This is a genomic window from Komagataeibacter kakiaceti JCM 25156 (assembly GCF_000613305.1).
In genome coordinates this window covers 1-983 of the sequence record NZ_BAIO01000704.1, presented here as the reverse complement: position 1 = coordinate 983, position 983 = coordinate 1, and the positions used below count along the sequence as shown (strand labels likewise).

The window sequence follows — 983 nt, the reverse complement described above, 5'->3', positions numbered from 1 at the left end:
CCGGGGTCAGGGCCAGCGCCAATCCACAAAGCGCGCCGCGCAGTCGCGCGTGTCCGGTCCGGGCCATAATGCTGCTGCGCATACCTGTCATCATCCGATCCATTATTGTTCTACTACCGTCGTTTCTTGCGTAGCGGATCGTATGGGGAAAGAACATACCCGCACAGGTAAAAAAACACGTTCGCGGCAAAATGGGCGCGGCCGTTCCGTTACAGCCGCCAGATCAGCGGTGTGTGCGACAGGAAAATAAGGCACAGCCCGCCGAAGAACAGCACGCGGAACCCCCGGTTCGCCCCGATTTCCAGAAATTCGTCACGTGTTACGATCTGCATGAAGGAATCGGATACGCGCCCGCGCGCGCCCTCGGGCAGACCAGCTATCCGCGCGCGCCATTCATTGCGGTGGCGGGCCTGTTCGGCATGGGAAATATTGGCGCGGCGGTACAGCCTGTCCACGTACTCATCCAGATCTTCCACGCGGAACATGACATCGCGCCCATTGCGCATGGCGGCATGGGGGCCCGCCCTTACCAGGCGCAGGCATCGCAGCCGCAGCAGCGTGATGCCGACATATTCCGCCGCCTCGCGCAGCGGCAGCATGCGCTTGAGGGGAAACATGTGCACTGTCGCCTGCGGATCACCTGAAGAGGATGATGTAGGGACGGTCATGTCCGGAAGCGTCAACCATCCCACGGGGCGAAGTCAATGAGAATATGCCGCCTGTCCCTTACATGGCGGCATATGACCTATATGCCGCATTGGGGGCTAGCGGCAGACCCTGCGGCTGCCGTCGGACGCAATATAGGTGCCGGTCTGCGCATCGAAACAGGCATTGGCCGCGCAACTGCTGACAACGGGCGTGATGTCGGGATGCACCATGGCCCCGATGCTGTTGGCCTCACGCGCGGCATGACCGCATAGCGGCGTATCGGCCGGGGCGGAGGGATCGTTTGTCAGCACGATGCCCGATGGCGGCGCGCCTTC

Annotated in this window: 1 protein-coding gene and 1 pseudogene; both read right to left on the bottom strand. The window is 62.2% G+C overall.

Features of this window, described 5'->3' with window-relative positions; all coding sequences use genetic code 11:
- Window positions 1–209: 209 nt before the first annotated feature.
- Entirely contained in the window at window positions 210–617 is a 408-nt protein-coding gene (locus tag JCM25156_RS18125; RefSeq protein ID WP_034960992.1) for a hypothetical protein, read from the bottom strand.
- 147 nt (window positions 618–764) lie between these two features.
- Window positions 765–983: pseudogene (locus tag JCM25156_RS18120) on the bottom strand (BA14K family protein); the annotation flags it as partial.